Source organism: Myxococcus sp. XM-1-1-1, assembly GCF_020037095.1.
Lineage (GTDB): Bacteria > Myxococcota > Myxococcia > Myxococcales > Myxococcaceae > Myxococcus > Myxococcus fulvus.
In genome coordinates this window covers 65,497-91,183 of the sequence record NZ_JAIQDH010000025.1, presented here as the reverse complement: position 1 = coordinate 91,183, position 25,687 = coordinate 65,497, and the positions used below count along the sequence as shown (strand labels likewise).

The window sequence follows — 25,687 nt, the reverse complement described above, 5'->3', positions numbered from 1 at the left end:
CGAACGAGGGCTCAGCTCCGGGTCGGCGGCACGTCCGCCGGAGCCGTGCGCACCGACTCCTGGAGGACGCGGGCGAGCGCCTCCAGGTCCACCGGCGCCGAGGGCGGCTGCTGCGCGAGCGCATCCTTCAGACACTCCGTCATCACCTGCCCGAACTCCGGCCGAGCGAAGAGCCCTGGACGGCTGTCCGCGGCGGACTGGAGCGCCTGCTCGACGACGGCGCGCACCCGGGCCTCGTCCGCCTCGTTGAGCCCTGGCCGCTGCACCAGCGCGTTCGCGACGATGCGCTCCAGGTCCTCGGGCCCCACGCCGTTCATCAGCGACACGTTCAGCACCGGCACGGGCTCCGTCCCCGGGTTCACCCACGCGGTGGACACGTAGTGTGCGTGGAGCCGCCGCACCACCTGGTCGTGCTCGACCAGCTTCACGATGGACGACACCTGCGACTCGTCCATCCCCAGCGCCTGCGCCAGGGCGGCACGACGTGCGTCATCCGGGGCCGCGTCCAGGGCCACCACCGTGCCCCACAGGTCGATGGCCCCGCGCACCAGCAGCCGGTCCGCGAGTGACTTCGCTCGCGCGCTGCCCACCCACTGGAGCAGCAGCGCCTGGTCCTGCCAGTCCACCAGTCGCTGGAGGCTGTGATTGGTCGAGAAGAACAGCCGCGCCGTGGGCACATAGGCCAGCCCATGCGTCGACTCGATGCCCTCCTCCGCGAGCCGGGCCACGTCGTCCCGGGTGAGCCCGGCGATCTCCTCCAGGTCCGCCACGCCCGCGGGGTTTCGCACCGCGATGCCGAACAGCGATGCGGCCTTGGCCACGACGAACTCGAGCACCTGGTCCCCGAGCGCCGCCACCGTGGCGCCCAAGAGCACCGCCCGGTCGAACCACTGCACCAGCGGCGCTTCGGAGCCCGCCTTGGGCGTCAGGAACATGGCCGCCACCACGGTCGCGCACAGCGAGAGCAACATCGAACGGGTCGCCCACGAGTACATCCGCGCGTTGAAGTCCTGGCTCGCCAGCCGCACGACGATGCGCCCGAAGTGGATGGCGAACGACACCGTCGCGGCGGACGCGGCGGCCACGGCCACCAGCGGCACCATCGTGTACCCGTCCGCTGTCGGCTTCGGGAGCGGGAAGCAGATGAGGTAGGTGAGCCCCAGCGTCAGCGTGGTGACCAGCCCATAGATTTGAGCGTGGAGCCCCACCTTGCCCAGCGCGGCCCGGAAGAGCAGCCGCTCGTAGCTCCACGACTTCTGGACGCTCAAGAGGATGCGCTGGTCCGTCGGGCTGTAGTTGCCCGGTGGATGCGCCAATTCGAACCGGGTCCGCGTCAGCCGCGAGCGCGCCGAGAGCAACGACGTATAGGTCAAACCGAACGGCAACAGGATGAGGAACACCGGCAGCCGCCACCCGCCCGGGACGTCCGGGGCCGTCGCCGCGGCGTGCTGACCCGCCACGGCGACGATGGCGAGCGCGAGGACGACCAGCGCCACGTCCACGACACCCGCCACGTGCTGCGTCCAGCCGCGACGGACCACCCCAGGCTTCTTCGGGGCGGCGCGCTTCGGCGCACGTCGCTCCGCGCGCCACCGCGACCACCAGCCGCGCAGCCCTCCCGGAGCAGGAGGGGACGTCGGCTCCGCGCGCGCCTCGAGCAGCTCGTTGTCTTTCATTGCATGTCCCCCGTTCACCCTGGCGGCGCATCCCGCCACGGCGAAGCCAGAGCATGGCGCAGGGGCCACCCCTCGCTCAAATCGACGTCCCTCTCGGCGTCGCCGAGGCGGACAGAAGCGTCCACCTCCAGCCAGACGCGGAGCAGGCTACGCGAGGCAGAGCCACCGGCTGTTGGTGTACCGACAATCGGTCTCGAAGGACCACTCGTCAGCGGCGTCCATCACCTTGAAGTAATAGGAGACCTCTCGCCTTCCACTCCTTGCACAGTGAAAGAACCACCGCGCGAGGGGCACGGACCGCTCATCCTCGGGTCACCTGTCCGACGTCAGGAAATGGCCTGACAATCTCAGCCAGCCACCCGCTCCAGCCCCGGACGCGCGGCGTCAACACCCTCGGGCACCGCGGCGGACTCGGGAAAGCTCGCGCTCGCCCAGCGGGCCAGTTCCGCCACGCACGCCTCGATGGCGCCCCCCGTCGTGAAGATGTGATTGGTGCCCCGCAGTCGGACGCGCGACAGGTTCGGATGCGGCAGGTCCGCCAGCGCCGAGCGGTGGATGCGGTCGAAGAACACGTCGCGCAGCTTGCCCTCCGCCGTCATCACCAACACCGGCTGCCCGCGCCGCACCACGCGCTGCCACGCTCGCACCAACGGCACGTTCGCCACCGCCGGCAACGAATCCCAGTCCATCAACAGGTCCAACAACTTCTGACGCGGGAACGGCACGTACTTGAACAGCCGCGCGTACTCGTTCTCGCGCGTGAGCATCCGCATCCATCCCCAGTACGAGAACAGCTTCGACGTCACCCGCTTGAGCCGCCCCGGAGCCGCCTCAGTCACGTCCCCCTCCCCCACCGCGCTCGCCTCCTGCTCGGACAGGTAGAACTCCGGCTCGAACATGAACAGCCCCGGCACGCCCTCGGGCTCCTGGTCCGCCAGGTAGAGCGCCGTCGTCGCCGCCCCACACAGCCCCCCCATCAACAGGCCGCGCAAGCCGAACCGACGCTGCAATTCCTCTCGCACCGCGCTCGCCACCTCCACGAAGCCGCCCTGACACACGTGCTGGTACAGCTCCGCCGTCGTCTCCGGCAGCTCCCCCGCCGAGTCCCCCAACCCCGGCAGGTCGACGCGGAAGCACGCGAAGCCCTTCGACGCGAGCCGGTCCGCCGCGAGCACCGACAGCCCGCCATGCCCCGAGCGCGGCACATGCCCCGGATTCAGGAACAGCACCCCCACCGAGCGCCGAGTCCCCGGAGCGGGCGGATGGTACGTCCCCCAGAGCCGATGCCCCTTCACGTCCAACTGCACCAGCTCCCTCATGACCGCACCTCCGCGCGCGCCCCGCCGCCCGCGATGAAGCCCATGCCATCCGCGTACAGCTCCGTCAGCTCCGGCAGCAGCCGGTTGCTCGTGGTCCAGAAGAACGGCCGCGGCGCACGCACCGAGCCGCTCCGCCCCGGCGCGACGAACCGCTCCGCCGGCCTGCCATCCAGGTGCACCACCCGCCAGGGCCGCGCCTCGTGCGCCTCCGGCAATGCCAGCTCATAGCCCTCCGCGCTGCGCCACAGCGCCCGCGACCAGGGCAGCCCCTCCACCTCCACCACCTGCCCCGCCTCCATCCGCGCCACGTAGTCCTCACGCGAGCGCGCCTGTCCCCCCGTCCCCTCCAGGTTGTCCGCCGCCACCTTGCGCCGCAGCACCTCCATCAGGTGCGCCCGCCCCGACTCCGGCGGCTCCCACATCAACAACCCATTCACCGCGTCCGTCCGGAACACCCGCGCCGCCAGCAGCGCCCCCAGCCGCAAGCCATGCACGAACACCGGCACCCCGGGGCTCGCCGCGCGCAGGTGCTCCAGGCCCGTGCGCACGTCCTCCTCCCAGCGCGGGAAGGTCATCTCATCGAAGCGGCCCGTGCTCTCCCCCGAGCCCCGGTAGTCCAATCGCAGCACCTCCACGCCCCGCTCCGCCAGGTAGCGGGCCCACCGCACCCACACCACGTAGCCATGCGCGCGCTCCAATCCCAACGGCCCCGCGAGCAACACCGCCGCGCGACGCTCCGCCCGGGCCCGATGGTGGACGTAATAGAGCGAGTCCTCCCCCTGGGTCAGGAACCCAGGTGACTCAGTCAAAGCCGGCATGTGAGTGGAGAGTCCCCCGCTGCGATATCCCCGGATGCTAGGAACGCGCCGCCAAGCGAGTCAAACGGTCCTTGTCCGCTCGGCCGCTCCAGCATTCCCAGACATGTCGCGCGCAGTCCCGGCGGACCCGTTGACACGCCGTAACACGTGCAAATCAGGAAGAAGAGGAGTCCTGTTGCTCGCGGCGGAAGCGCTCGGGGCTCTGGCCCCACCAGCGCTTGAAGGCGCGGTGGAAGGCGGCGGGCTCGGCGTAGCCCAGCAGGAAGGAGACCTCCGCGATGGACATGCGACGTCGCAGGTAGATGCCGGACAGCTCACGTCGCAGGGTGTCGACGATGCCCGCGTACGAGTGGCCCTCCTCGGCCAGACGACGCTGGAGGGTGCGCGGAGGCACGCGCAGCGCCCGGGCCACGGCCTGGAAGGACGCGTCCCCACCCGAGAGGGCCTGCCGTACCTGCTCGCGCACGCGGTCCGCCGTGGTGCTCAGCGCCGGGAGCTTCTCCAGGGCGCGCTGGGCCAGCCGCTCGAACATGGCGTGCAGCAGCGTGTCCGCGTGGACGAAGGGGCGGCTGGCGTCCTCGTGGGAGAACTCGATGTCGCTGAAGGGCGCGTCGAACTCCAGCGGCGCCTGGAACAGGGCCTGGTGCTCGGACACGTCCTGGGGCGCCGGGTGGGCGAAGCGCACGCGCAGCGGGTGCACGTCCTCGCCGGTGAAGGCGCGCACGCCGGTGACGAACTGGCTCAGCGCGGCCTCCACCAGGTGCCGGTGCGCGGGCCGCCACGCGCCCACGGGCGTGAAGCGCATGCGCACGCCGCGCGCGGTGTCCTCCATCCGGAAGCGCTCGCCGTCGCCCCACACGCGCTGGTAGCGGACGCCGCGCTCCATCGAGTCGCGCAGCGTGGCGCTGGTGAGCACCACGAAGGTGGCCGGGTCGTCCAGGTCCACCATGTCCACGCGGGCGAGGTGCAGCCCCAGGTTGGCGTCGCCGGACAGGGACTCCATCTCTTCCAGCAGGTCGTCGAGGACCGCGTAGGGGACGCGCAGCTCCGGGTCGTCCAGGTCCTCCAGGCTCAGGCCCACCGCGCGCCGCAGCAGCGTCTCCACGGGCAGCCCCATCCGACTCGCGATGCGCAGGGCCTGGCGCGCCAGTCGGGCGGAGAGTGACGGCACGCCACTGGAGGACGGCTTCGGCACACGGCGGACGGTAGTCGCCGGCTGGCGCGCGCGGCAAGCCGTTCTGGCGCGGGCTGTCACAGCGGCCGGGCGCTCGGGACGGCACCCTTGGCGCATGAACGACACCGTCACCGCTCGCGCCCGCGTGCCCCGGCTGCACCTCTTCGAGTTCATCGACCAGGACTGGTTCCCCCACGCCCTGAGGGACCTGGCGACCGACTACCTGCACACCGTCAGCTCGCGCCTGGGACTCTTCGACGGCGCCACGGAGGTGCTCGCGCGAGGCCTGGAGTCCTCCGGGAGCGACGCGCTCTTGGATCTGGGCTCGGGGGGACGCGGACCGCTGCCCCGGCTCAAGCGCCTGCTGGCGGAGAAGCACGGCGTGGAAGCGCGCGTGCTCCTGTCGGACAAGTATCCCAACGCGGAGGCCGCCGAGCGGGCGCGCGGCGAGGGCGTCACCTACCTGGCGCGCTCGGTGGACGCGCTCCAGGTGCCCTCGGACCTGCGCGGCATGCGGACGCTGTTCAGCGCGCTGCACCACTTCCGCCCCGAGGAGGCCCGGCAGGTGCTCGCGGACGCGCAAGCGAAGGGGGTCCCCATCGCAGCGTTCGAGACGGTGCGCCGCACGCCGGTCGGGGTGCTGTCCATGCTGCTGGTGCCGGTGCTGGTGCTGCTCTTCACCCCGCTGGTGCGGCCCATGACGCCGCTGCGCCTGCTGCTCACGTACGGGGTGCCGGTGGCGCCGCTGCTCATCTTCTGGGACGGGCTGGTGTCCGCGCTGCGGGTGCACCATCCGCGTGAGCTCGCCGCGATGACCGAGTCCCTCGCGAAGGAGGGCTACACCTGGGAGGTCGGCGAGGTGAAGGCGCCGGGCAAGGCGGCCATCTCCTACGTGCTGGGGATGCCCTCGAAGTGAGTTCAGCGGATCTGCAGCAGGATCGCCAGGACGATGATGCCATTGAGGCCCAGGCCCACGGAGAAGTAGCCACCGCTGGCCATGGAGACGCCCGCGGCCATGTTGATGTGGCCGATGTCCTCCCAGGCGACCTTGGCCCCGGCCTCGCCGCCGACGTTCAGCGCGCTGCCCCCGGCCACCGAGCGGGCCCCCATCATCAACCGCGCGTAGGGGATGAGCCAGGGCGACACGTAGTGCTGGTAACCACCGAAGCCGTTGAGCTCGAACAGGTCGGGAGGGCCCAGCACGGTGTTGAACCCGAAGCCCAGGCGCCGGTGGTGGAAGGCCATGGGCTGCAGGTTGAAGGACAGCTCCGTCGCGGCGCCCGCCTCGGTCGTCACGCGCAGGGCGAAGACCACCTCCGTGGCCGGCTTGTTCAGCGCGAGGGCCTCGTGTCGGAAGTCCGACGCGAGCTGGAGGTCCCTGGGGCCGCCACGGGCCTCGTGCACCTCCGCCAGCGCGATGGCGGCGGACTCCTGGCCCGTGTCGTAGACCTTGCGCAGCGGACGCTCGGCGCCGTTGTAGTCACCGGCCTCCTTGCGCAGCTCGCCCTCCGTCATGCACGCGGACAGGTCGCCTTCCTCACACGCCTTGGCGAAGGCCTCCGTGGCGCGATAGCGGTCGCCCTCGCGCAGGAGCTTCCGCCCCCACTCCGCGCAGGGCAGCAACGCCCCCGGCTCGCACGAGGGAGGCGCCGCAGGGGTCGTCGGTGTCGTCGCGCACGCCGTCGCCCCGAAGAGACACATCACCAGCAGTCGCCACCGCGTCATTGTCTGGAACATAACGAATATTCCGATGGCGCGGTATGGCCTCCGAGCGCGTGGGGGGCTGTCGATTTCCTGCAACGGTGTCTCGCGGCCTGTCTCCTCTCGACAAGAGGGGGCGCTGCCGCCCCCGTGACTCCTCGGGAGGACGACATGAAGGCGATGGCGAAGTACCTGGTGCTTCTCTCCATGCTGGTGGTGGGCTGTGGGAGTGACTCGAAGGGGGACGATGGGAAGGAGGACGGCGGCAACACGTCCTTCCCGGAGACCGTCGAGTGTGGGGACACGCGCTGCAAGCGCGCCACGGAGTACTGCGGCACCATCGTCACCGCGACGACGAGCCACGTGTGTCTGAAGAAGGAGGCAAGCTGCCACAGCTGCGAGTGCGTGAACCTGGACGCGGACCTCATCTCGCAGACGGGGCGCCGGGACTGCGCCGACAGGCCCGACGTCAACGTGTACTTCACCTGCGCGTATTACGACGACGTGGACTTCATCAAGACCTCGTGCACGGTGCGCTCGCGCTGAGCACCTTCGACGGCCCTGGCCCCGGACGGTAGGCTTCGCGGCCATGAGCGCTGGGAGCCGCGAGCACGCCGACGAACAGGATGAGTGGTCCCACGGCCTCCGGCCCTATGTGCCGTTGTGCACGCTCAAGCCGGTGGCGGAGGGGCTCTGGTGCGTGGACGGGCCCGTCATCGAGATGAAGGTGGGGCCCATCACCCTGCCCTTCCCCACGCGCATGGTCATCATCCGCCTGCGCTCGGGGGGACTGTGGCTGTGGTCCCCCATCGCGCCCACGCCCGAGCTGTTCGCGGAGGTCGACGCGCTCGGCCCCGTCGAGCACCTGGTCTCACCCAACCGGCTGCACTACGTCTCCATCGCCGCGTGGAAGGCGCGCTACCCCGCCGCGACGGCCTGGGCGTCTCCGGGAGTGCGTGAGCGCGCGCGCTCGCAGAAGCTCGAGGCGCCGTTCGACGCGGACCTCGCCGACGGCGCGCCGGGGGTCTGGGCGGAGGACCTGGACCAGCTCATCTTCCGAGGCAGCCGCTTCATCGAAGAGGTCGTGTTCTTCCATCGGGACTCGTCGACCTTGCTCGTCGCGGACATGGTCATCGCGCTGGAGCACGAGCGCGTCCAGCCGCGCTTCCGCTGGATGCTCACGCTCGGCGGGGCGATGTGGCCGGGACAGACGCCCAGGGAGGTCCAGTTCACGGCCTGGGGACGCAAGGCCGCCGCGCGCGCCTGCTATCAGCGGATGCTCGCGTGGCGGCCCCAGCGCGTCGTCGTGGGGCACGGTCGCAGCTACCTCGACGATGCCCTGCCCCGGTTGGAGCGCGCCTTCGCCTGGGTGCGTTGAGCCGTCGCCCGGGCGCCGCACACCTGCCCCGCGGTACGAGGCGACCGAAGATATCGGACAAGCGCCGTCTCCTCAGGGGTCGACCCGCCGTCGCCGTGGGACAACGACGGTCCGGATCGAGCCCAGGCCGTGGGGGGACACATGAGAACGATGCTCGTGGCGCTGTTCGTCGGAGTCTGCTGTGGGGCCGGAGCCGCCGTGGCGGCCGAGGACGCGCCTCCGCGGGTCGAGGTGGAGCAGATGGAGCGGCTCGCGGCCGCGTGCTGCGATGACTGCGACGGGACCTTCGGCACCTGCTGGGACGCCTGCGAGGGCGAGGCCGATTGCCAGGCGGTGTGCACGTCGCGCCTGCGCTCGTATCGCCGCACCTGCTGCTGAGGACCTGTCCCCGGTCCCCTGCCCCGAGTCCCGGGAAGGAAGGTGGTGCCCTCCTGCCCGCCTGCTCTCCGTCCCGGCGAGGAAGACAACCCCGCGTTTCGGGGGGGCTTGCCCCTGGCCAGTCGGAGGATCCGCACCGAACTTGAGGGGCACTCAGGAGGATTGGTGGATACCGTCGCTCGCCAGCTCGACTCGCTGCCCCGCGCCCCGCGCGCATCCCGGGAGGCCGTATGAAGGTGCCCGAGGTCCTGGAGCACCTGCCCGGCGTGGGCCCCCTGCTCGGCCGGATGGCCACCCCGATTGATGAGCCGCATCCGCGGAGGGACTCGACGCTCGTCCTGCCGACGCTCGATGCCCTCAAGCTGCCCGCCACGGAGCGCCAGCTCGGCGACGGGCGCGCCATCATCGTCCGTCACCCCGAGCCCCGCCCCGCCACGGGCCCGGGGCTCACGGTGATGACGTACAACATCCTGCTCGGGGGCCAGCGCCGCGCCGCGCTGCTGGCGTACTTCGACGAGCTGGAGGCCGAGGGCCGCATGCCCGACGTCATCGGCCTGCAGGAGGCCAACGTCCCCATCTCCGTGCTGCTGGCGGCGCGCTACGGCTTCCACCTGGCGTACCACGGCAGCGACGGGCTCCACGGCACTCGGCTGGTCAACGGCAAGGCCTTCCTCACCCGGCATCCGCTCGCGGACGCGGCCCACTTCACCTACGTCATCTCCGACGCCGAGCGCGCCGCCGCCATCCAGCGACGAGGCGGGGACCCGTGCGAGATTCCCGAGGACCGGGGCGCGCTCATGGTCCGGCTGGAGGTCGCGGGGCTGCCCGTCGTTCTCTACAACGTGCACCACACGCTGGGGGACTCCGGCATCAACGCGCACAACATGCGCCAGCTGAACCTGCTGGTGCGTCACCGGGAGGCCCCCCACGCGGTGGCGCTGGGTGACTTCAACGCCAACACCGCCATCAAGACGGGCGGCTCCTGGCTGATGGCGCACCTGAGGACGTACGACGACACGGACACGGTGGAGGAGTACGCCGTGCGCTACGGCGAGCCGAACACGAGCGTGGGCGACAAGGGCGTGGGCAACATCTCTGACCCGCGACTGCGGCACGAGCTGCACGTGTTGGAGCAGGGGCTGCCGGAGACGATTGCCCACGCGGCCGTGACGCGGGTGCGCCTGCCCGGCGGAGCGATGATGACGCCGAAGCAGGCCTGCGCGGAGCTGCGCTCGGGCAAGGTGCAGCGCGGCAGCGAGCACTGGCTGCGATTGCAGGACATCGCGGACAGCGCGACGCTCACGTCCCTGCCGGACGAGTCCGGCGTGGTGCCGGCCACGGGCAAGCGCTTCGACAACTTCTACGCGAGCCCGGAGCTGGAGCCTGTCCTCTTCGAGGTGGACCGGAGCACGGAGTCCTCGGACCACCAGCCCGTCGTGGCGCACTACACGCCGCGCCCGGCGAAGGGCCAGAATGGGAAGCCGGCACCCACGAAGGCGACGTGAGGGTTTCGGGACGGCGGATTCGAACCTCGGGGTTCGAGTCCGCCCTCACCGTCACTCATCATCAAGGACACCGCGGCCCGAAAATTCAGGAAGTCCCCAACGAAAATAACAACCCAGGCCCCCATCCCGTCTCCTGCTCGCGGAATTCACGCTGGGAGAGGTCAAAGCAATGGGTCGGATTGGCAGGAAGCTGCTGGGGTGCCTCACAACACTCGCGATGGGCTGTCAGGGTGAAGTCCTGGAAGAAGGGGCGGAGATCAGCCTCGCCTCCCTCCAGCGGGAGCTCGCCTCCCCCAGGGAGGAGTCATGTCTGGACATCCAGCAGGCCCGGCCCTCGGCTCCGGATGGGGAGTACACGCTGTATGTGCTGGGGGACCCGGCCTGGCCGTGGCGCGTCTACTGCCACGGGATGACAGGAGTACCCAAGGAGTACCTGCCCCTCCAGGAGCGCACCCTCTTCTCCAACTTCTCCCAATACACCGCGGGCGTCGCCTCACCGGGCACCACCGTGCGCAGCCGGTACTCCAGGCTCCGCATCAATCCCTACACCCTGGAGGTGGACACCTCCGACACGACCTTCGCGACCAGCACCGGTGAGCTTGCTCACGCCGGCCTGCCCGTCACCTCCATGCCCTTCGCCACGGCGATGTCCTGCGATTGGGCTGACTCCGGCCGGGCCAACATCGACCTGCGAGGCACGCCGTTCCGGGTCGCCCCGGAGGCGTTCGTCGTCACCGGCTGGGGACAGGTCGGCTCCCAGGTCTACAGCTTCGCCGACCAGGTCGTCTCGCTGAAGGGCGGCGGTTACTGCGGCTCGAACGCCCCGCTCAACGCCGACGGGCTCACCGGCGGGAAGCTGCCCCTGTTCTACACCCTGGCCGACAGCCCCTGGACGCCCGTCGCCCGCGTCTATCCCGTGGACGGCTCGGAGGCCACCGCGAAGCCGCTGCAGCCCGGCTACTACCTCACCCAGGACCTGAACCTGGGCCCCCAGGGCCTCGGCGCCGTCCATGTCCCACGAGGCTGGAGCGTCGTGCTCCATGCCGGCCCGGGCTTCACCGGCACCAGGCACTTCCTCGGCGGCGACGCCGAAATCGTCGGCAACCCATGGTACCGCCAGGCCCGCGGCATCGAGGTGAAGGCCGAGGTCACGCTCCACGCCGGCCACGGCTATCAAGGCGCCCGTCAGACGCTGCGCGCCGGCCGCTACGATCTGTCGCAGCTCACCATCGGCAACGACGCCCTGCGCTCAATCGAGGTGCCGGAGGGCTTCCAGGTCACGCTCTACTGGCATGGCGGCTTCCAGGGCGGTCGGCTCATCCTCACCGAGAACACCGACCTGTCGGGCCACGAGTTCGACGCGCAGACCTCCAGCATCATCGTCGAGTCCACCACCGCCCGGCACAACAACATCGTCCACGGCCGCTGGCTCTCCTCGGGAGGACAGGACAAGGGCAGCACTCGCAACCGCGCCTTCACCGTCGACTACACGGGCCGCCCCGATGTCGTGAGCTTCGAGCTGGAGGCCGGCGTCGACCCCTACCTCTACCTCCTGGATGCCAACGGGCAGGTGCTCCTGGAGGGCGGGGAGACGCTGGGAGACGGCCGCGCGCGCCTCGCGTACTTCCTGAGCCCGGGCACGTACAAGCTGGTGGCCGCCACCGCCCAGGCGGGGCGGACGGCGGACTTCACGGTCCGCTCGGACAAGGCGCGCCTGAGCTATCCCCAGAAGCTCTGGGTGAGGACGGTGAACACCTTCACGTGGGCCTACGACGACAGCGGCACGGGCTCCCATGACGATGTCTCCGTCTGGCGTCCCGACCTCAGCCAGCACCCCGGCTACTACTCGCTGGGCGACATCGCCATGCCCGGCCATGGACAGGCACCGCGGATGACGTTCGCGGTCTCCGGCGAGGGAGACCTGCTCGCCCGGCCGCTCTATTACAACCGGATCTGGGAGGACGGCGGCACGGGAGGCAACCACGATGCCGCCTTCTGGCAACCCGTGCCTCCCCCTGGCTACACCTGTCTGGGTTCCGTCGTGGAGCTGGGCTACAACGCGCCTCCCACGGACCGCATCCGCTGCGTCAAGGATGAGTACGTGCTGCCCGCGGGCGCCAGCTGGGTCTGGAACGACAAGGGCTCCGGCAAGGCGAGTGGAGACATCGCGCTGTGGCAGGCGGACCCCAGGGACCACCGCACGCTGGCGACGTCCACCTTCGTCGGCCAGGGGAACTACGACGGTCCGGATGGCTCGCGGTTCTGGGCCCTCAACAACAGCGCGCTCGCCAACCCGGAGCTGCAGGGCGGCTTCGTCGACGACCTCACGGTGCTCCGCTACGCCCCGCGCATCCGGCTCCACCCGAACGAGACGTACTTTCCCGCCGGGATGAATGACTTCGTGCCGAACATGGTGGACGACGGCACGCGGCTGAGGACCCGTGACGCGCTCGCCTGCCCCGAGTGCACGAACCTGCCGTTCCTCCAGGGCAAGCGCCCGGACCAGCACAGCGTCCCCGTCTACGCGCAGATCATCCCGCGCACCCAGGCGGGCCTGCCTACCAACACCACGGACGTCGTCTATTGGCTGTTCTATCCCTACAACCGTGGCAAGCCCATCTGCACACAGTGGCATCACCTCCTTCGCACCTGCATGCAATACACGACCTTCGACAACCACGTGGGGGATTGGGAGCACCTCACCCTGCGGTTCGTCGACGGCCGACCGACCCAGCTGGCCATGAGCCAGCGCGCGGGACGTCCGCCCACCCACTTCGCCAGCAAGGACCTGGCGCTGGTGGACCTCCACCCCGAGGTCTACGCGGCCCAGGGCTCCCATGGCCTGTATCCAGCCCCTGGTCGATATACCTACGCCCAGGCCAACTTCAGCGAGTACTACCACGATGACACGGGGCCAGGCCTCGCCTGGGATGGCTGGAGCAACGCCGTCATCTTCCCCTGGCAGCCGGCGGGGACGTACACCACGCCCGGGCTGGAGCGGTTCAACCTCACCGTGGACTGGGGCAATGACAAGGCCGGCTGCGGCAACCCGAACCTGATCTACGTGAGCGACTGCATCCTCAACCCGGGCCCCAAGGCCCCCATGGCCCGACCGTTCACCCAGCCGGGCAACCTGTCGATGCAATAGTCGCCGGAAATAACACGCGCTCCACCCCGCCGTCCTTTCGTCGAAGGAGACATCACTCCTTGGATGAAAGGACGGTCTTGCAAGAATGCCTCGGCGTCTTGGATGGAAGCGGTGGAGCGCCCTCGTCGTGCTCTGTATCGGTTGTCAGCCGGTGTCACCCGACGAGGTGACCCCGGAGGAGCCAGGGCCCGGGGAGCTGGACGCGCTGCAGGTGGTGGAGCAGCCGCTGGGGCCCGTGAGGGAGAAGTCCTGTCAGGAGATTCGCGCGGCCCGTCCCACCGCGGGAGATGGCGAGTACGCCCTGCACTTCATGGGAGACCCCGCGCGGCCGTGGATGGCCTGGTGCCATGACATGGCGGGGACGCCGCGTGAGTACCTCACGCCGCGTGAGAAGGGACAGCTCGCCAACTTCGCCCAGTACACCGCGGGAGGCGCGACCCCTGGCACCACGGTTCGCACCGTCTACTCGAGGCTGCGCATCAATCCGCACACCCTGCACGTGGACACGACGGACACGACCTTCGCGACCTCCACCGGACAGGTCTTCCATGGTGGCCAGCCCGTCACCTCCATGCCGTTCGCCAACGCGATGTCCTGCGATTGGGCGGACTCGGGCCGGGCCAACATCGACCTCCGGGGCACCGCGTTCAAGGTGGCCACCGAGGCCTTCGCGGTGAAGGGCTACGCCCAGCACGGCGCGAGCGTCTACTCCTGGGGAGACCAGGTCGTCGCGCTGCGAGGCGGTGGCTACTGCGGCTGGATCGGCCCCGCGGACTCCAACGGGTTCGACGGCGGAAGCCTCCCCCTGTTCTACGCTGGCGCCGCGACGGCGTGGACGCCCACGGTCGGCGTCTACCCCGCGAGCACGTCCACCGCCCTGCCCCAGACGCTCCAGCCCGGGTTCTACGACGCCGCCGAGCTGTCGGTGGGCGAGGACGCCATCCACTCGGTGCGCGTGCCGCGAGGCTGGCTGCTCACGCTCTATCCGGACCGGGCCTTCAAGGGCACACCGGCCACCCTCACGTCGGACACGGACCTGACGGGCCAGGCGATCGACTTGAAGGCGTCGAGCCTCAAGGTGGAGGCGCCGGTCATCCTCTACACGGGCAATGGCTTCCAGGGAGCGCAGCAGACGCTGCTCGCGGGCCGCTACGACCTGAGCCAGTTGACCCTCGGCAACGACACGCTGCGCTCCATCCGCGTGCCCGAGGGCTACCGCGTCACCCTGTTCTGGCACGGCGGCTTCCAGGGCGAACGGCTCGTGCTCACCCAGGACACGGACCTCGCCGGACAGCCGTTCCAGGCGCAGACGTCCAGCATCATCGTCGAGTCCACCACCGAGCGGAATGACCACAACACCCTGCACGGACGCTGGACGCCGTCCGGCGGCCAGTTCCCGAGCAGCCTCGACAACCGCCAGTTCATCGTCGACTACACCGGAGCGCCGGACGTCGTGACGTTCGAGCTGGAGGCCAACGTCGGCCCCTATCTCTACCTGCTGGACACCAGCAACCGGGTGCTCGCGGAGGTCAACAACCGGGACGGGGGCCCTGTCGCGCGCATCTCGTATTACCTCAACCCCGGCACGTACAAGCTGGTCGCCGCGACGACGCTGGTGGGACGCGCGGGGGAGTTCACGCTCCGCTCCGACAAGGCGCGCCTGCGAGCCCCGCTCCGGCTCTGGGTCCAGGCGACCAGTGGGTTCGATTGGATCTACGACGACTTCGGGACCCACGCGGACAACGACGTCTCCGTCTGGCGTCCCAACCTCAGCCAGCTGCCCGGCTACTACTCCCTGGGCGATGTCGCCATGCCGGACCACAACCCGGCGCCGAGGATGACCTTCGTGGTCAAGGGCGAGGGGGACGTGCTGGCGCGTCCGGTCGACTACACGTTCGTCTGGAATGACCGTGGCACGGGCGGCAGCCACGACGTCGGCTTCTGGCACCCCGTGGCGCCCCCGGGCTACACGTGTCTGGGTTCAGTGGCCCAGCTGGGTTACGACAAGCCTTCCACCGACCTCATCCGCTGCGTCCGCTCGGAGTATGTCCTTCCGGGCACCTCGAGCTGGATCTGGAACGACCAGGGCTCGGGGGGACACAATGACGGCTCCGTCTTCCAGACGGGCGGCGTGGACCATCGCGCGCTGACGGTCCCCGTCATGGTGGGCCAGGGAGGCTACGGCGGCGCGGACGCCTCGCGCTTCTGGGCGCTCAACAAGAGCATGCTCGCCAATCCGGAGCTGCAAGGCGGGCTGGTCGACGAGCTGGCCGCGTTCCAGTACGCGCCGCGCATCTACCTCCACCCGGGGGAGTACTACATGCCCTCCTCGGTGGAGTTCTTCCTCGCGAACGTGCACGACACCGGGACCCACCTGAAGACGAACCAGTCGCTCGGGTGCCCGTCGTGTACGGACCCCGCGTTCCTCGACGGTCAGCGGCCGGACCAGACGCACGTGCCCGTCTACATCCAGAAGGTCCGCCGCACGTCGCTGGGGATGCCCACGAACGTCACCGACCTCATCTACTGGACGTTCTACCCGTACAACGCGGGCAAGGAGGTCTGCATCGGCTACGACACCGGAGGCGGCTGTCTGGGCGTGGGCAAGTCCACCTTCGGCAACCACGTGGGGGACTGGGAGCACCTCACCGTGCGGTTCATCGACGGGCGGCCCGCGTATGTCTACATGAGCCAGCACTCGCACGGCGGGCTCTTCGAGTTCGGGCACAAGGACATGGCGCTGTCGGGCTTCCGTCCCACGGCCTACGCGGCGCAGGGCTCCCACGCGCTCTACGCAACCCCGGGCAAGCACACGTACGAGTACCTCCCCAACAACGGCACGCTGGATGACATGACGGGCCATGGCGTGAGCTGGAACGCGTGGGACCGGCCGGTCATCTTCCACTGGCAGCCGATGGGGACTTTCACCGGCTCGCTGGCGTGGCTCAACATCACGTCGGACTGGGGCAATGACAAGGCGGGCTGCGACAACATCGTCTCGGAGCGCTCCGGCGAGTGCATCCTCAACGGAGGCCCCACCGCTCCGCTGAAGAAGGGCTTCGCGCACCCGAGCGCCATGACAATGGAGTAGCCAGCGCGCCGGCTCACCCGAAGAGCTTCGACCAGAAGGACTTCTTCTCCTTCGGCCGAGGCTCTTCGGCCGTGGGCCGGCGCCCCGCGTCGAAGTCGATGCGAGCCACCTGGAGGAGCCCCACCAGGCCGAGGCCGCCGTCCTCGTGCGCGAGGTTGAAGTCCCGCTGGCCGAACGCCACGGCATAACCGTGGGGCTCGTGCTCCCAGAGGGTCATCTCTCCCAGGCGCACGGCGGCGTTGCCGTGCAGACCGGAGCCCGGATACCGCGAGGGCACGCGGGTCTCGAACTGCTGCCCCGTGAGCGTCTGGAAGACGGCGGGGACCCACACGGCATCCATGGAGCTGCGCGGCCGCTCGAACTGGATGGAGGCGAGCTCGTTGTAGGGGATGTCCAGCACGGTGCCGGCCTGGAAGCACGGCAGGTGCGGTCCGGTCAGGTCATCTGAGTCGATCATATCGGTGAAGCGGACGCGGGCGCCGTTGGTGCGTGTCAGCGTTCCAGGGACCTTGGGTGCGGCGCCCGCGATGTCCTTCAGGACGCGGGCCGCGTCGGAGAAGTCGCCCTTCGCGTGGGAGACGGCGGCCTGGAGGTAGGCGCGGGAGAACGGCTGCGGCGCCTGCAGCGCGCCTCGCTCGTTGGCCAGGGCGGGGTCCTTCCTGCGCAGGGAGTGCAGGCGCTCCAGGTTGGCGCAGTGGCCCAGGAACGTCGCTCCATCGGAGATGCCAGGGTCCAGCTTCACCAGGGCGTCGAGGGCGCGCAGGGCTCCGTCGAAGTCCTCCAGGCGCACTCGCACGTTGAACGCCATCAGCCACCGGTCCGCGGATGGCGCGGAGGACAGCTCCGCGTCGATCAACTGGAGTGCCGCCTGGAAGTCACCCTTCGCGAGGTGCTGCTCGATCTGCGCCATGGCTCATGTCCCCCGTTCGCCGCGCGGCGACCATAGCGTGCGCGTCGAGGGCGTGGGAATGCGGGAGCCGGACTCAGACGCTCATCGAGCGCATGCCCTCCGAGGGCTTCATCATGGGAAGGTCCGAGGCGGGCATGGACTGCATGCCGCTCGCGGGCTGCGTGCGGCCCATCATCTTCTCCATCTCCTGGTTCGGCGGAGCGTCCTCGAAGGTGGACATCTCGTGGGTCATCGCCTGCTGCTTGCCGTACGGCGGCGTCTGCCCGGCGCGCTCGGCCGCGTCGTTCGCCTTCTTCTTGGCCTCCTCGGCGCGGCGCGTGGCCTCGGTCGTCTTGGCGGAGGCGGCCTGGAGCTGCTTCTTCGCGTCGGTCAGCGTCGCCTCGGCGACCTTCTCCGCGGCCTGGGCTTCCTTCAGGGCCTGCCTCGACAGCTCCTGCTGCTCGGGCGTCTGTCCCGGCGCCTTCGCCTTCTTCTCCGCCTCCTCACGCGCGCGGGAGGCCTCCGCTTCGGCCTTCTGGGCGGCCTCCGCCTGGCGACGGGCCTGCTTCTCCGCCTCCTTCGCCGCGTTCGCCGCGCGAACCTCCGCCTCGGCCCGCTTGCGTGCTTCGTCCGCGCGCTGCGCGTCATCCGTCTTCGGGCCCTGCTGCTGCCGCACCGACGAGCGATTCTCCACCTTGCTCAGCATGTTCACGGGTCACTTCCTTCCGAGCGCAATGAGGGACAGACACCCCTTCTTCGCCAGAAGCGCCCACATGGTTACAGCGGGGATTTCCCGCGGATTTTCGGGCCACGTCCGGCCCCTCGCCCACCCGGCTCCCTGGGACGAGCGGCTCCCGCCTCGGGCTCGCGCGGTATAGGGTGCCCGGGTGCTGCTCAACGATGGCTATGTGTACCGCGAGAAGCTCGGGCGTCAGCCCGGCCGCAGCGCGCTCGCCCACCTCACGAACAAGTACCGGCACTCGACGGAGGAGGAGTGGCGCCGGCGCTTCGAGCGCGGCGAGGTGCGCCTCGATGACCGCGTGGCGGATGGCTCGGAGCCCCTGAAGGCGGGGCAGTGGCTGTGCTGGCACCGCCCGCCCTGGGAGGAGCCGGACGCGCCACAGTCGTTCGACGTGGTGCACGAGGACGCGGAGCTGGTCATCGTGGTGAAGCCGAGCGGACTGCCGACGCTGCCCTCAGGCGGGTTCCTCAAGAACACCCTGCTCTCCCGCGTCCAGGAGCGCTGGCCCGAGGCGGTCCCCATGCACCGGCTGGGACGCGCGACGTCGGGCCTGGTGCTCTTCACCCGGACGCGCGACGCCGCGGTGCGCCTGTCGAGCGACTGGCGCGAGGGCCGCGTGAACAAGCGCTATCGCGCGCTCGCGCAAGGCCTCGCCGTCGAGGAGACCTACGACATCCGCGCGCCCATCGGGCTGGTGCCGCACCCCAGACTGGGAGAGGTGCACGGCGCCTGTGCGACGGGGAAGCCCTCACACAGCACGGCGAGGGTGCTGGAGCGACGCGCGGAGGACACGCTCTTCGAGGTCGACATCCACACGGGGCGCTCGGAGCAGATCCGCATCCACCTGGCCTTCATCGGCCACCCGCTCGTGGGAGACCCGCTCTTCGTCGCCGGGGGACTGCCACACGCGGAGCACCCGGGCCTGCCCGGAGACGGCGGCTACCTGCTGCACGCCGAGTCCCTCGCCTTCACGCATCCGGGCTCGGGCGAGCGCCTCCAATTCCAGGCGCCGTTGCCGCCCGCGCTGCGGCTCGGCGGGTGAGGCACGGCCGTCCCGGGACGAGACTCCACCAGGACAGCCGTGGTGACAGCGGACCGCTAGTCGATGGACTTGACCTTGTCATCCTGGTCGAACGTCACGCGCACCTTGGCGAGCGACGACTTCCAGTAGGTCCAGGTGGTGGAGTTGAAGGACGCCGTCTCGTGCGGAGGCGGCGGGCCCCAGGCCATGCGCACGGCGGCGCGCGACATCCCAATCACCACCTCCGACGCGGAGACCTTCTTGCGGTCCTCCGGCGACAGCTCGGCGAGCTTGCCGGCCTGGTCCTCGGCGGCGAACGAGGCCTGGAACAGCGTCCACGTGTCCGCGCCGGAGCGCGAGTCATTCTCGAACACGAACTCCTTGCCCGTCTCCACGACCTTGAACTTCACCTTCGAGCTGCCCTTGTCCAGCACCTCCACCTTCGTGTTGAACGGGAGGATGGGGCCCTTGAGGTAGTTCACCCACGACACCGTGTCGTCCTGGAAGTGGAAGTTCGCCGTCGCGTGGAAGAACTTCGGCGCCGGCGCGGGAGCCGGCTCGGCGGCCGGCGCGGGCTCGGGCTCACCGCCGTACGAGACGACCTTGCCGTCCGCGTCGAAGATGACCTCGAAGGTGGAGAACTTCGAGCTCCAGTAGGTCCACTTCGTGCTCTCGAGCGACAGCGTCCGGTGCGGCGGCGGCGGGCCCACCGTCAGCAGCACCGCGTCCCGCGACATGCCCTTGGCGAGCGTGCCCGCCTTGACCTGCTTCTGCTCCTCGGGCGTGAGCGCCGCGATGCGCGCCGCGGGGTCCTTGGCGGAGAAGAAGCCGGGGAACAGCGCCAGCGCCGTCTTGCCCAGGCTCTTGTGCGAGACGAACCGGAACTCGGCGCCGGAGTCGACCACGCGGCAGCGGACCTCGTCGTCATCCCGCTCGAGGACCTGCACCTTCGTGCCCACCGGAAGCGACAGCCCCCTGCCCCGGTAGTTCACCGCGGAGAGCTGGTTCTTGTTGAGCAGGAGGTTGGCCTGGGCGAACACCACCTCGGCGTGAGCGGTCAGGGTGGTCAGCAGTCCCAGCGCGAGCAGGGTGCCGAGCGCGTTCTTTCGATTCATACGGTGGGTGTGCCTCGTCGTGAATGAGGGGCGTGCTTCTAGGCGCCCTTCAGGGGGTTTTCCAGTACCCCCGGGCCGCTTCCGACGAGGCCCGGCCCACCGCATTCACAGACGTGGGCTCAACTCTCCTTCTTGGAATCTGAATCGAGCTTCGGGAGCCCGACGCTGCGGGAGAGGTGCTTGAAGGCGGTGAGCCACATCTCCACCTCGCGCCGGGACAGCGCCGCGCGGGTGAGCGAGTGCATCATCTCCGCGAGCAGCGCGTCCGGGGCCTGCGTGTTGAGGAAGCCCACCTTCAGGAGGACCTGTCGCATCCAGGCCTGGAGGGCCTGCACCAGTCGCAGCGGGGCACCTTCCACGGCGCCGGGCGTGGTCTGCTCCACCTGCTCTCGCGCGCAGAGGTAGAGCAGGACGGCGGCCGCCTGGGCCAGGTTCATGGAGGGCTGCTCGGGCCGGGTGGGGATGACCAGGGCCTGCTGGCAGTGGCTCAGGTCCTCGTCGGACATGCCGCGCTTCTCGCCGCCGAGCACCAGGGCCACCTTGCCCCGCTGCGCGTGCAGCGACAGCAGCGCCACGGCGTCCTCAGGGGAGAGGGTCGACATGCCGCGCAGGTTCTGGCGCGAGGTGGTGCCCATGGCGAAGACCACGTCCTCGAGGGCCTCGGGGAGCGTGGGGTAGATGCGCGCGGACTCGAGGATGTGGCCGGCGTGCACGGCCATGCGGCGCGCGCCGTCCATCTCCTGGAGCTGGGGGTCGGAGAGCACCAGCTCCGCCACACCGAAGTTCGCGGCCAGGCGCGCCACGGCGCCGAGGTTGTCCGGGCCCTGGGTCTGGTGCAGCACGACGCGCAGGTGGGAGGTGAGAGCCATGCGGCCACCTTACCCGCCACGTGTGGACCCGTCGCGGACATCCGCACGGGCGCGTTCCCAGGTCTATTTCTTCCAGCCTGGTCCCACGGACATCTCGTAGTCGAGACGAACGGCTTGCCCGGACTCGACGCTGAAGTCCGTGCAGCGCTCGAAGCTCGTGCAGATGACGTAGTCCCCCGAGGCCAGCTCGGCCTCGTAGAACCCGTCGCCGTCCGACTTCACCGAGGTCACCAGCTCACCGTCGGACTGCGTGCGAATGCTCAACTCCATCGACCGCGGCTCGGGGTCGCAGGAAGAGGAGCACACGTCGTCGACATACTCGGTGAGCCCGTAGACACCCTGGGAGATGGTCCGGGCCGATTCGGGGTCGAACTCGCCACAGGCCACACCGCAGGCGACGACCGCGGTGAGTGCAGCCTTCTGGAGAAGAGCGGACAATGTCATGAGCGAGACCCTAGCGCAGGAGCCTTTACGCTGTCCGAGGAAGACCGGGCCAGCCACAGCGCGCTCGCGACGAACGCGGAGATGGCTGTCCAGCAATAGAAGCGGTACTCGGCGCTCACGCTGACGGGGAGATACGCCAACGCATAGCAGGCGCCCGAGGCGGCCACGCAGAACATCAACCCACCATCCAACGCGCGACGACGCCAGCCCACGACCGCCAGCGCCAGCGTCAACGCCAGCCACGGTGCGCCACTGGCCGCGACCCACGGGAACGCCTCGCGCATCGCCGACAGAGCCCGATGGACCGCGGTGTGGGTTCGCAGCGTCAAGCCCAGGTCGTTGGGATCGATGACGCGGTGGAAGCTCCCGATGTCCCGATAGTAGCTGTCGGAGGAGTCTCCCAGGCCGAGGCTCGCGGAGTACGTCGACAAGCGGTGCCGCAGATACGCGCCTGGATGCGTGCGCACGACCCGGAGCCACTCGCGTGTCAGGGCATCCCTTGCTTCGAGCACCTGCGTCGTGGAGATGGAGCCACGCGCCGGTTCTCCCCATAGAAGCGGAGTGATGGACCGGGGGTCATACAGTCCGCTCAGTTGCTCCGGAGTCCATTGCCACCGCTCCACGAGCGGCGAGCCATCCATCGCCGAGGGCTCGCGCACGTAGACGCCCACCACGTCGAACACCAGCAGCGCGCCGGCGATCCACGACTTCTGCGCGCCCATGGCTCGCTCGACGAAGCCCGGGGCGCACGCCAGGATTCCGAGCAGGATGCCACCGGCGATGAACGGGCGAGCCCGCTCCTTCATCAGCGCGGGGACGCGCGCCACCACCATGGGCACCAGCAACACACTGGCGACGATGGCGTTGTGCCGCGTCAGGGTCGCGAAGACCAGGCAGGCGAAGGCCCAACCCGGACGCCCTCGGGTGAGCAGCACCACCGTCCCCAGCAGCATTACCGCGTTGAACACGTCCTTCCAGAGCGTCACCCCGACGGCCCAGGTGCTCGGCAGCAGGCAGTACACGACGAGCAGCGCGAGCGCCCCCAGCCCGCGTCTTCCGGAGACACGCCCGAGCAGGAGGACAGGGCCCAGCGACAGCACCAGGAGCTGGAGGGCCAGCACCGGCCAGGTCGACCCCGTCAGCGCGAAGGACTTCCCCAACACGAACGAGAAGAAGGGAGAGTGCCAATCCGAGTAGCGACCCGCACGCCCCTGCGCCAGCATGTCGAGCGAGTCGCTGGAGAGCAGCCCGGGCTGGAAGGCCACGAAGAGCAATACGCCCCAGACGCTCATCAGCGCCAGCCGCGCGCGCCAGCTCCCGAGCACCGCGAGCAGGCGGCTGCCGGCCGACATCGAGGCGGAGGGCGTCTGCTCGACCTCGGGCGCCGAACCCTTCGGAGCTGGCGTCGACGGTTCCACCTCCGGCAGGGGCCGGACTTCCATCCCCATGGGGCATGTCCTCCGCGTGGTTGAATCCATCCGGAGCCTGTCAGGCAGGCCCCTGGAGCCAAAGGGGTCATCGCCTCGGGAGCGTCGCCCAAGCGACATTCGTCGGGTCGATACTCCGTCTCTTCGCCGAAGGCTCAGCGGTGGGCGAGGACCGGCTGGGGCAGCCGGTGCTCGGTCGAAGGCCGTGGTCATCGCCTTGCAACGCCCTGCCTCCTCGCCGAGCATCCGCCCGTGTCTTCACGCCCCTCCAGGTCATCACGCCGCACGCACTGCTCGTGGACAGGTCCGTGGTGAGCGCCCACGTCCCGTCTGGTCACGTCCTGGCGGACCGCCTCGTGCGGACTCGAGTCCAGGAGGTCGCGGTCATCCTCGGCGCCGCGCTCTGCACTGCGTTGTTCGCGCAGGTCGCCATCTCGGTGCCGGGTTCACCGGTGCCCGTCACGGGACAGACGCTCGCCGTCGTCCTCACCGCCGCCGCGCTCGGGCCTCGACGCGGGCTGCTGGGACAGCTCGCCTATCTGCTGCTGGGGGCGGTGGGCCTGCCCTTCTTCGCCAAGGCGTCGAGCGGCTGGGGTGCCCTGCTCGGACCAACGGGCGGCTATCTGGTGGGCTTCATCCCCACGGCCTTCCTCGTGGGACTCGCGGCCCGGCGTGGTTACGACCGGCGACTGTGGACGGCGGTGCCCCTGTTCCTCGCGGGACAGCTGCTCGTCCTGGTCATCGGGATGTGCTGGCTGAGCGTGGCGAAGTCGCTCGACCTCGCGACGGCCTTCCAGAAGGGCTTCGTGCCCTTCCTCCCCGGCGGGCTGCTCAAGGCGCTCATCGCCGGGGTGCTCACGCACTTCGCCTGGCGGTTCGCCCGCGGGCGTCAAACCTGATTTGAGCCTCGACAGGCTCAGTCACGCCAGCTTGCGCACTTTCCATCTGGCCTGCGCCACCCAGGACCGCCACGACTTCCACATCCGCCGCTCCCGTATCCTCGGCTACGAGACGACCCGCTCCGCTGACTCCCGTCGCTTTCTTGATATTGTCGGGGCGTCACCGTGCGAGTATCCAGATTCGCCTGTTTCTCTGCTGCGACGACCAAAACCTGCTCCGCTTGCGTCAGCAACTCCTTACGACAAAGGCTCGGATACCTCCCATCAAGACACGTCTTTAGATTCTCGCGCCGTTCCGCCGCCTCCACCTGAATGCGCTCAGACTGCGACAATAGAACTTTGCGACAGAGACTTGGATACCTTCCATCAACACAAGTCTTTAGATTCTTGCGCCGCTCAGCCTCGTCGACCTGAACGTGTTCGGCAGGAGTCAGCAAAGCTCTCCGACAAAGACTCGGGTAGCTGCCATTGAGGCAGGTCTTGAGGTTCTCACGCCGCTCGGCTACGTCGACCTGAACTTGCTCGGAAGAAGTCAGCAAAGCTCTCCGACAAAGGCTTGGGTAGCGACCATTGAGACAGGTCTTCAGGTTCTGGCGCCGCTCAGCCATGTCGGCCAGAGCGACCTCTGACTGAGTCAACAAGGACCTGCGACAAAGACTCGGATAGCCTCCATCAAGACACAGCCGCAGGTTCTCGCGCCGCGCAGCGTCCGAACCAGTCTGAGCTGAAGCCGAGACCGAGAATGCAATTGCCAGGACAACGGAGAGCATTGCTCAACGTCCTTTCATCCCCATAGGCCGCGCCATCTCCTCTCCGCGAGGCGAGTCCATCACACCACGACGAAGTCCACGTTCTTGAAGCCCCGGGTGCGCGCGCAGACCTCGTAGCCCTCGTGCGCGCCTTCGTCGTTGGTGTTCGCCTCGATGGTCTGGAAGGTCTCCTCATCCACCTCGGTGACGATGCCCGAGTGGGACCAGTCTCCCGGCGTGCGCCTTCGCAGGAACAGACTCCCAGGGCGGATTCGCGCGCGGTCCGGCGGAGCGCTCAGGCTCGACACGAAGCGCTCGCGCGCCCTGCCCTGCGCCGCCAGCAGGTCACTGGAGAACGTGCGCTCCAGCGGCATCGGCGTCCCCAGCGTCCTCGCGGCCTGGTTCAGACAGAAGGTCGCGAACCCCGCGGACCAGCAGAAGGACGCACCCTCGTTCCCATCCAGGTACAGCCGCACCCACGGCCCCCGGTTGCGTCCGCCCACCTCGCGCGGCAGTTGCCGCAGGTGCTGCGCCGCGTACGCCACCGTCAGCGCCCCCAACGTGCGCCCCGCCGGCGGAATCGTGGCCAGCGCCGCGCGCAGCGGCCCCGTCAGCCGCTCGAACGTCGCCGCATCCGCGACGCCCGAGACGGGCAGCCCCACCTTCGCCTGGAAGCGCTTGAGCGCGGCCTCCGTCGCCGGACCGAAGTCCCCGTCGATGGCGACCGCGAACCCGCTCAACGTCAGCCATTCCTGGATGCGCCGCACACCGGAGGACTCCTCACCCCGGCGCAACACCTTGCCCAACTCGACTTCGCTCATGGGACACCCGCGCGCCAGCTCGTGGCCGCGGGGCACATCCTGTCACCCCGCGAAGCCATGACGCCACCGAGCCTCCCGCAACGTCAGCGAGCAGGCGTTTCGGCGGGCAGCTCGTGGTCTTCCAGCGAACGTTCCCGCGCGTCCGGAGTCTCTTCCACCTCACCCGCCTCGCCGGCGCCGCCCATGCCTTCCTTGAAGCCCTGCGAGGCCTCCTCGGCGGCCGTCTTCATGTCCTTCGCCGCCTCGCGCGTGCCCTCGCGCACGTCCTTCGCGGCCTTGCCCACCTCACGCCCCACCTGCCGCGAGTTCTCGCGCACCTCCCCGTCCTCGCACCCCGCGAAGGCCACCAGGGACGTCCCCAAGCCCAGCAGCGTGAGCCACTTCCATCGTGTCCGTGCCATCTCGCCTCCCGTGCTCGTCGCGTTCGTTTCTTCCGCCGACCAAGCTAGGCACCCCCACCCCTGACAGCGGGCACTCAGCCGAGCCCCCTCTCCCTCGTCCCAGGGGCAATCCATCACCATGA

Annotated in this window: 22 protein-coding genes; 9 read left to right on the top strand and 13 right to left on the bottom strand. The window is 69.4% G+C overall.

Annotation, left to right across the window (positions count from 1 at the left end; translation table 11 throughout):
• Positions 1-11: 11 nt before the first annotated feature.
• From K8640_RS35190 to K8640_RS35175, 4 genes are all read right to left on the bottom strand, one after another.
• Positions 12-1,676, bottom strand: a complete 1,665-nt coding sequence (locus K8640_RS35190; protein ID WP_223751082.1) for a hypothetical protein — start codon at positions 1,674-1,676, stop codon at positions 12-14.
• A gap of 347 nt (positions 1,677-2,023) precedes the next feature.
• Positions 2,024-2,995, bottom strand: a complete 972-nt coding sequence (locus K8640_RS35185; protein ID WP_223751081.1) for a hypothetical protein — start codon at positions 2,993-2,995, stop codon at positions 2,024-2,026.
• Positions 2,992-3,813 carry a serine aminopeptidase domain-containing protein gene (locus K8640_RS42980; RefSeq protein WP_223784336.1) on the bottom strand — a complete coding sequence of 274 codons (822 nt, stop codon included), beginning with the start codon at positions 3,811-3,813 and terminating at the stop codon, positions 2,992-2,994. The genes K8640_RS35185 and K8640_RS42980 overlap by 4 nt, the downstream gene beginning before the upstream one ends.
• A gap of 154 nt (positions 3,814-3,967) precedes the next feature.
• Entirely contained in the window at positions 3,968-4,984 is a 1,017-nt protein-coding gene (locus tag K8640_RS35175) for an AraC family transcriptional regulator (protein WP_223751080.1), read from the bottom strand.
• A 118-nt stretch (positions 4,985-5,102) separates the two neighbouring features.
• On the opposite strand from K8640_RS35175, the gene K8640_RS35170 reads away from it, so the two are divergent.
• A complete protein-coding gene (locus K8640_RS35170; protein ID WP_223751079.1) occupies positions 5,103-5,903 on the top strand; it encodes a hypothetical protein in 801 nt (266 codons plus the stop codon).
• 2 nt (positions 5,904-5,905) lie between these two features.
• On the opposite strand, the gene K8640_RS35165 is transcribed toward K8640_RS35170, so the two are convergent.
• Complete coding sequence (locus tag K8640_RS35165; RefSeq protein ID WP_223751078.1) at positions 5,906-6,724, bottom strand: hypothetical protein; 819 nt, start codon at positions 6,722-6,724, stop codon at positions 5,906-5,908.
• Between the two features lie 135 nt (positions 6,725-6,859).
• On the opposite strand from K8640_RS35165, the gene K8640_RS35160 reads away from it, so the two are divergent.
• The 6 genes from K8640_RS35160 to K8640_RS35135 all read left to right on the top strand — a co-directional run bounded on the left by K8640_RS35160 (position 6,860) and on the right by K8640_RS35135 (position 16,188).
• Positions 6,860-7,234 carry a hypothetical protein gene (locus K8640_RS35160; RefSeq protein WP_223751077.1) on the top strand — a complete coding sequence of 125 codons (375 nt, stop codon included), beginning with the start codon at positions 6,860-6,862 and terminating at the stop codon, positions 7,232-7,234.
• 43 nt (positions 7,235-7,277) lie between these two features.
• Complete coding sequence (locus tag K8640_RS35155) at positions 7,278-8,066, top strand: DUF4336 domain-containing protein (protein WP_223751076.1); 789 nt, start codon at positions 7,278-7,280, stop codon at positions 8,064-8,066.
• Positions 8,067-8,207: 141 nt separating this feature from the next.
• Complete coding sequence (locus K8640_RS35150; RefSeq protein ID WP_223751075.1) at positions 8,208-8,444, top strand: hypothetical protein; 237 nt, start codon at positions 8,208-8,210, stop codon at positions 8,442-8,444.
• 230 nt (positions 8,445-8,674) lie between these two features.
• Positions 8,675-9,949 (top strand): endonuclease/exonuclease/phosphatase family protein, encoded by a 1,275-nt coding sequence (locus tag K8640_RS35145; RefSeq protein WP_223751074.1) that lies wholly within the window; start codon positions 8,675-8,677, stop codon positions 9,947-9,949.
• A 169-nt stretch (positions 9,950-10,118) separates the two neighbouring features.
• On the top strand, positions 10,119-13,097 hold the full coding sequence (locus tag K8640_RS35140) for a Vps62-related protein (protein WP_223751073.1): 2,979 nt from the start codon (positions 10,119-10,121) through the stop codon (positions 13,095-13,097).
• Positions 13,098-13,224: 127 nt separating this feature from the next.
• Entirely contained in the window at positions 13,225-16,188 is a 2,964-nt protein-coding gene (locus K8640_RS35135; protein ID WP_223751072.1) for a Vps62-related protein, read from the top strand.
• A gap of 13 nt (positions 16,189-16,201) precedes the next feature.
• Here K8640_RS35135 and K8640_RS35130 read toward each other — a convergent pair whose 3' ends face one another.
• Positions 16,202-17,098 carry a type VI secretion system accessory protein TagJ gene (locus K8640_RS35130; RefSeq protein ID WP_223751071.1) on the bottom strand — a complete coding sequence of 299 codons (897 nt, stop codon included), beginning with the start codon at positions 17,096-17,098 and terminating at the stop codon, positions 16,202-16,204.
• Between the two features lie 73 nt (positions 17,099-17,171).
• Positions 17,172-17,789, bottom strand: a complete 618-nt coding sequence (locus K8640_RS35125; RefSeq protein WP_223751070.1) for a hypothetical protein — start codon at positions 17,787-17,789, stop codon at positions 17,172-17,174.
• A 175-nt stretch (positions 17,790-17,964) separates the two neighbouring features.
• Here K8640_RS35125 and K8640_RS35120 point away from each other — a divergent pair, with 175 nt between their 5' ends.
• A complete protein-coding gene (locus K8640_RS35120) occupies positions 17,965-18,861 on the top strand; it encodes an RluA family pseudouridine synthase (RefSeq protein WP_223751069.1) in 897 nt (298 codons plus the stop codon).
• A 56-nt stretch (positions 18,862-18,917) separates the two neighbouring features.
• Here the strand turns inward: K8640_RS35120 and K8640_RS35115 are convergent, their stop codons facing one another.
• The 4 genes from K8640_RS35115 to K8640_RS35100 form a co-directional block, all read right to left on the bottom strand.
• A complete protein-coding gene (locus K8640_RS35115; RefSeq protein WP_223751068.1) occupies positions 18,918-19,955 on the bottom strand; it encodes a hypothetical protein in 1,038 nt (345 codons plus the stop codon).
• Between the two features lie 119 nt (positions 19,956-20,074).
• Positions 20,075-20,824: an RNA methyltransferase gene (locus tag K8640_RS35110; protein WP_223751067.1), complete on the bottom strand. Its 750-nt coding sequence runs from the start codon at positions 20,822-20,824 to the stop codon at positions 20,075-20,077.
• Between the two features lie 63 nt (positions 20,825-20,887).
• Entirely contained in the window at positions 20,888-21,268 is a 381-nt protein-coding gene (locus K8640_RS35105) for a hypothetical protein (protein WP_223751066.1), read from the bottom strand.
• Positions 21,265-22,716: a hypothetical protein gene (locus K8640_RS35100; RefSeq protein ID WP_223751065.1), complete on the bottom strand. Its 1,452-nt coding sequence runs from the start codon at positions 22,714-22,716 to the stop codon at positions 21,265-21,267. Before K8640_RS35100 ends, K8640_RS35105 begins: the two co-directional genes overlap by 4 nt.
• A gap of 335 nt (positions 22,717-23,051) precedes the next feature.
• On the opposite strand from K8640_RS35100, the gene K8640_RS35095 reads away from it, so the two are divergent.
• On the top strand, positions 23,052-23,594 hold the full coding sequence (locus K8640_RS35095; protein WP_223751064.1) for a biotin transporter BioY: 543 nt from the start codon (positions 23,052-23,054) through the stop codon (positions 23,592-23,594).
• Between the two features lie 829 nt (positions 23,595-24,423).
• On the opposite strand, the gene K8640_RS35090 is transcribed toward K8640_RS35095, so the two are convergent.
• Together K8640_RS35090 and K8640_RS35085 are read right to left on the bottom strand one after the other, a co-directional pair.
• Complete coding sequence (locus K8640_RS35090; protein WP_223751063.1) at positions 24,424-25,164, bottom strand: peptidoglycan-binding protein; 741 nt, start codon at positions 25,162-25,164, stop codon at positions 24,424-24,426.
• 83 nt (positions 25,165-25,247) lie between these two features.
• A complete protein-coding gene (locus K8640_RS35085) occupies positions 25,248-25,565 on the bottom strand; it encodes a hypothetical protein (RefSeq protein ID WP_223751062.1) in 318 nt (105 codons plus the stop codon).
• Between the last annotated feature and the right edge of the window lie 122 nt (positions 25,566-25,687).

Coding starts and splice junctions, on each gene's coding strand:
- K8640_RS35190 (WP_223751082.1), bottom strand. CDS start 1,676: ATGAAAGACAACGAGCTGCTCGAGGCGCGCGCGGAGCCGACGTCCCCT.
- K8640_RS35185 (WP_223751081.1), bottom strand. CDS start 2,995: ATGAGGGAGCTGGTGCAGTTGGACGTGAAGGGGCATCGGCTCTGGGGG.
- K8640_RS42980 (WP_223784336.1), bottom strand. CDS start 3,813: ATGCCGGCTTTGACTGAGTCACCTGGGTTCCTGACCCAGGGGGAGGAC.
- K8640_RS35170 (WP_223751079.1), top strand. CDS start 5,103: ATGAACGACACCGTCACCGCTCGCGCCCGCGTGCCCCGGCTGCACCTC.
- K8640_RS35165 (WP_223751078.1), bottom strand. CDS start 6,724: ATGTTCCAGACAATGACGCGGTGGCGACTGCTGGTGATGTGTCTCTTC.
- K8640_RS35160 (WP_223751077.1), top strand. CDS start 6,860: ATGAAGGCGATGGCGAAGTACCTGGTGCTTCTCTCCATGCTGGTGGTG.
- K8640_RS35155 (WP_223751076.1), top strand. CDS start 7,278: ATGAGCGCTGGGAGCCGCGAGCACGCCGACGAACAGGATGAGTGGTCC.
- K8640_RS35150 (WP_223751075.1), top strand. CDS start 8,208: ATGAGAACGATGCTCGTGGCGCTGTTCGTCGGAGTCTGCTGTGGGGCC.
- K8640_RS35145 (WP_223751074.1), top strand. CDS start 8,675: ATGAAGGTGCCCGAGGTCCTGGAGCACCTGCCCGGCGTGGGCCCCCTG.
- K8640_RS35140 (WP_223751073.1), top strand. CDS start 10,119: ATGGGTCGGATTGGCAGGAAGCTGCTGGGGTGCCTCACAACACTCGCG.
- K8640_RS35130 (WP_223751071.1), bottom strand. CDS start 17,098: ATGGCGCAGATCGAGCAGCACCTCGCGAAGGGTGACTTCCAGGCGGCA.
- K8640_RS35115 (WP_223751068.1), bottom strand. CDS start 19,955: ATGAATCGAAAGAACGCGCTCGGCACCCTGCTCGCGCTGGGACTGCTG.
- K8640_RS35110 (WP_223751067.1), bottom strand. CDS start 20,824: ATGGCTCTCACCTCCCACCTGCGCGTCGTGCTGCACCAGACCCAGGGC.
- K8640_RS35105 (WP_223751066.1), bottom strand. CDS start 21,268: ATGACATTGTCCGCTCTTCTCCAGAAGGCTGCACTCACCGCGGTCGTC.
- K8640_RS35100 (WP_223751065.1), bottom strand. CDS start 22,716: ATGGGGATGGAAGTCCGGCCCCTGCCGGAGGTGGAACCGTCGACGCCA.
- K8640_RS35090 (WP_223751063.1), bottom strand. CDS start 25,164: ATGAGCGAAGTCGAGTTGGGCAAGGTGTTGCGCCGGGGTGAGGAGTCC.
- K8640_RS35085 (WP_223751062.1), bottom strand. CDS start 25,565: ATGGCACGGACACGATGGAAGTGGCTCACGCTGCTGGGCTTGGGGACG.